This window comes from Streptomyces chilikensis, from assembly GCF_001642695.1.
Taxonomy (GTDB): Bacteria; Actinomycetota; Actinomycetes; order Streptomycetales; family Streptomycetaceae; genus Streptomyces; species Streptomyces chilikensis.
On record NZ_LWCC02000133.1, the window covers coordinates 1 to 3,873 of the forward strand.

Sequence of the window (3,873 nt, forward strand, 5' to 3'; positions counted from 1 at the left end):
CTTCGTCAGCAGGAAGATACCCTGGCGAAAATGACCGCCCGGACGTGGGGAGTGCGCTATCAGGAGAGCAGCGACGGCCGGAGGTTTCTTATCCTGCCGCCGGGGATGCAAACCGAAGCCATCCCTTACGACGGGACGACATGGATCCGCCTGAAACAGGAGTAGCGGAAAATGACAGAGCTGGAAAAGCAGTTGCTGAGCGCATTAGAGCAGCTACAGCAGGACTACTCGCAAAGGCTGGACGAATGGGAGAGCGCCTTCGCGGAATGGCGGAGCATGTGTGGTCTTATGCAACGGGAGAACGCGATGCTGAACGAGCGCGTGTCGGTCTTGAGCACGCAGGTGCTGAGTTTAAGCGAGCAGCTGCGCCGCTTGTCCGGGAACTGAATGCCATCGAGCTCCGGCAGAGGGAGAATGAGTATCAGAAAACACTGGAGCTGGAGCGCCAGCCGCAGAAAACCTACCGCGGGCCGAGACTTTAAACCATCCAGGCAGCTGACAACCCGCACGAAGAGGGGCTCTTATTTCTCCCGCTAAATAGGTTCGTGATCAAAAAGATCACGGCCTATACCTGGGGGGGATTATGAGATTGCTTAACGTCATTGAAGCTGTACTTAACTGCCTGTATCTGGCGGCCGGGCTGTGGGACTGGCTGGAGAAGCATTTACCTGTTTTTAAGGCGTTCGCGCTGATTTTAGTGTGACTTTACACGCCATTCATCTGGCTGCATGGCTATGCAGTCGGGTAAAATTTATCTGTCGCGATCGGGGTGGTTTACCGGGTGGGTTGTTGTTGGTTTTGGCTGACTGCCGCCCCGTTCGCGGCGAAGCTGTCCGGGGCGGTGCGGGCAACGGATGTTATGGTAAATTCTTGGGGGCTTGATTATAAAATACCGCACTTCCTCTTATGTCTTGTGCTTTTTAGACAACCCTGAAAGCTTTTAGCTTTGGTGATGCAATTTGCTGGGATTTTGGCGGAGAACCACAGGTAAAGAAAAAGGCCACATTAGCGGCCTTTTTCGGAGAAGATGCTCAGTGCGGAATTTCGGAGACTTCTTTAACGTCGGTTTTATTGATCTGCTGTTTGACACCATTCGCGTCTGTATAGCCAAGCAGGCCTGAGTCTGATTCTTTAGGTTTGCCGTCGCTGACAATAGTGCGACCGTCATTGGTGTGTATGGCATAGCTTGTGCGCGTGCAGCCGGTGAGGGCTGAAAGCGCAACTGCCGCTGCGAACACTGAAACAAAAATCTTTTTCAAAGCCAGCTCCTTTTATCCATATCAGTTTTGGTCACTAACCATCTAACTATAGGTCATTTTTTATGTGAAAAGAGGCTTGATGGTGGGCTGTATATCGAGTTAGGCGCGAGGTGCTATGGTCAAAGTGTGGTGTCAGGCGGGGAGGAGGCTTATATGAGATGTAATCCGGCCGATACATATACCAAGATGATTTAAGTATTCCTCTTTGTGAGGTTGGATGTCTAATTTATAAAGGATCTTCTTGAGATCCTTTTTTTCCGCGCGTAATCTCTTGCCCTGTAAACGAAAAAACCACCCTGGCAGGTGGTTTTTCGAAGGTTAGGTAATCCTGGCAGATCCCCTAACCGTGGTAACAGTCTTGTGCGAGACATGTCACCAAATTTGTCCTTTCAGTGTAGCCTCACTAAGGCCGCCACTTCAAGAACTCTTGAGACATCTCTCGCACATCCTGTTTGCCAATGGCCGTTGCCAATGGCGATTAGTCGTGTCTTTCCGGGTTGGACTCAAGTTGATAGTTACCGGATAAGGCGCAGCGGTCGGACTGAACGGGGGGTTCGTGCATACAGTCCATCCTGGAGCGAACTGCCTTCCCGGAACTGAGTGTCAGGCGTGGAATGAGAAACCGCGGCCATAACAGCGGAGTGACACCGGTAAACCGAAAGGCAGGAATGCGGGGGAGCACGAGGGAGCCACCAGGGGGAAACGCCTGGTATCTTTAAGCCGCATCGGGTTTCGCCACCACTGATTTGAGCGTCAGATTCTGTGATGCTTGTCAGGGGGGCGGAGCCTATGGAAAAACGGCTTTGGCGCGGCCTTATGCTTTCTTCGTTAAGTATCTTCCTGGCATCCCCCAGGAAATTTCTGATCCATCCGTAAGCCCGTCCCGCTCGCCGCAGCCGAACGACCGAGCGGAGCGAGTCAGTGAGCGAGGAAGCGGAATATATTCTGTATCACATTTTCTCCTGACGCGTTTTCTTTCACTTTCTGCGCCTGTCTTATGTGGCATTAATGCTATGTGTTACTGCCATGCTACATCTTAAGCCAGTATACACTCCGCTAGCGCTGCGTGACTGGTTCAGGGCTGCGCCCCGAAACCCGCTAAAAGCCACTGACGCGCCTGCGGCTTGTCCAACCCCGCGCCGACCGGGAAAGGTTTTCCCGCCCGTCCCGGCGTTATCAGGAGACCGGTTTGTCAGAGAAACGGAACAAGATGCTCACCATGTGGGTGACGGAGGACGAGCACCGGCGGCTGCTCGAGCGCTGTGACGGCAGGCAGCTGGCGGCGTGGATGCGACAGACCTGCCTGGACGAAAAGCCTGCGCGCACCGGAAAGCTTCCCTCACTCTCGCCGGCGCTGCTGCGCCAGCTTGCCGGCATGGGCAATAACCTGAACCAGATAGCCCGCCGTGTTAACGCCGGCGGCGGCTCCGGCCATGACAGGGTACAGATTGTGGCGGCGCTGATGGCCATCGATGCCGGGCTTGAGCGGCTGCGGCATGCCGTTCTTGAGAAAGGAACGGACGATGATCGTTAAATTTCATCCGCGCGGCCGCGGCGGTGGCTCCGGGCCGGTGGACTATCTGCTGGGTAAAGACCGGCAGCGTGAAGGCGCCACCGTCCTGCAGGGGAAGCCGGAAGAAGTCCGGGAGCTGATTGACGCGTCGCCTTACGTGAAGAAATACACTTCCGGCGTCCTGTCGTTTGCGGAGGCCGATCTGCCTCCCTGCCAGCGGGAAAAACTGATGGCCAGCTTCGAGCGGGTTCTGATGCCCGGACTCGATAAAGATCAGTACAGCATTCTGTGGGTGGAGCACGCGGACAAGGGGCGTCTGGAGCTGAACTTTCTGATCCCCAATACCGAGCTGCTGACCGGCAGGCGGCTCCAGCCGTACTACGACCGCGCCGACCGGCCGCGCATCGATGCCTGGCAGACCATCGTGAACGGCAGACTGGGGCTGCACGACCCGAACGCGCCGGAAAACCGCAGGGCGCTGGTCACGCCGTCCGCTCTGCCGGAAGCGAAGCAGGAAGCCGCGCAGGCGATTACGCGGGGGTTACTGTCCTTAGCCTCGTCCGGGGAGCTGAAAACGCGCCAGGACGTCACTGAGGCGCTGGAAAGCGCAGGTTTTGAGGTGGTGCGCACCACAAAAAGCAGTATCAGCATTGCCGACCCGGACGGGGGGCGAAACATCCGACTGAAGGGAGCCATCTATGAGCAGTCTTTTAACGCTGGCGAAGGACTTAGAGCAGCAATCGAAAGCGCAGAAGCAGATTACCGGCGAGATGCTGAAAGCCGCATTCAGCGAGCACGAGCAGTCTGTCAGAGCGGAACTGAGCGCAAGCGCGAGCAGAATCAGCGACGCCATCCTCGCCCACGAGCAGAGCATGAGCGAGGCGATGGAGAAAAACCGGCGGAGCGTACTGCGGACTGCCGGGCGGACATGGCTCACCATCCTGATGGTGTCAGCGCTGCTGATCGGCACGAGCGGGAGCATTCTGTGGTGGCAGGGGCAGCAGATAACCGACAATTACACGACCCTTCGTCAGCAGGAAGATACCCTGGCGAAAATGACCGCCCGGACGTGGGGAGTGCGCTATCAGGAGAGCAGCGACG

General features: G+C 56.3%; 4 protein-coding genes. 3 read left to right on the top strand and 1 reads right to left on the bottom strand.

Annotated features, from left to right (window positions below):
• Positions 1 to 171: 171 nt before the first annotated feature.
• The gene (locus A2U95_RS26750; RefSeq protein ID WP_166027685.1) at positions 172 to 387 is read left to right on the top strand and encodes an MbeD family mobilization/exclusion protein; all 216 of its coding nucleotides are present in this window, start codon (positions 172 to 174) and stop codon (positions 385 to 387) included.
• A 644-nt stretch (positions 388 to 1,031) separates the two neighbouring features.
• On the opposite strand, the gene A2U95_RS26755 is transcribed toward A2U95_RS26750, so the two are convergent.
• Complete coding sequence (locus A2U95_RS26755; RefSeq protein WP_021243043.1) at positions 1,032 to 1,259, bottom strand: YgdI/YgdR family lipoprotein; 228 nt, start codon at positions 1,257 to 1,259, stop codon at positions 1,032 to 1,034.
• A 1,189-nt stretch (positions 1,260 to 2,448) separates the two neighbouring features.
• Between A2U95_RS26755 and A2U95_RS26760 the strand changes: the two genes are divergently transcribed.
• Together A2U95_RS26760 and mbeA are read left to right on the top strand one after the other, a co-directional pair.
• Positions 2,449 to 2,793: a MobC family plasmid mobilization relaxosome protein gene (locus tag A2U95_RS26760; RefSeq protein WP_166027687.1), complete on the top strand. Its 345-nt coding sequence runs from the start codon at positions 2,449 to 2,451 to the stop codon at positions 2,791 to 2,793.
• A partial coding sequence (gene mbeA / locus A2U95_RS33870) for a plasmid mobilization relaxase MbeA (protein WP_420857058.1) occupies positions 2,783 to 3,873 on the top strand: 1,091 nt, incomplete at its 3' end. The genes A2U95_RS26760 and mbeA, both read left to right, overlap by 11 nt.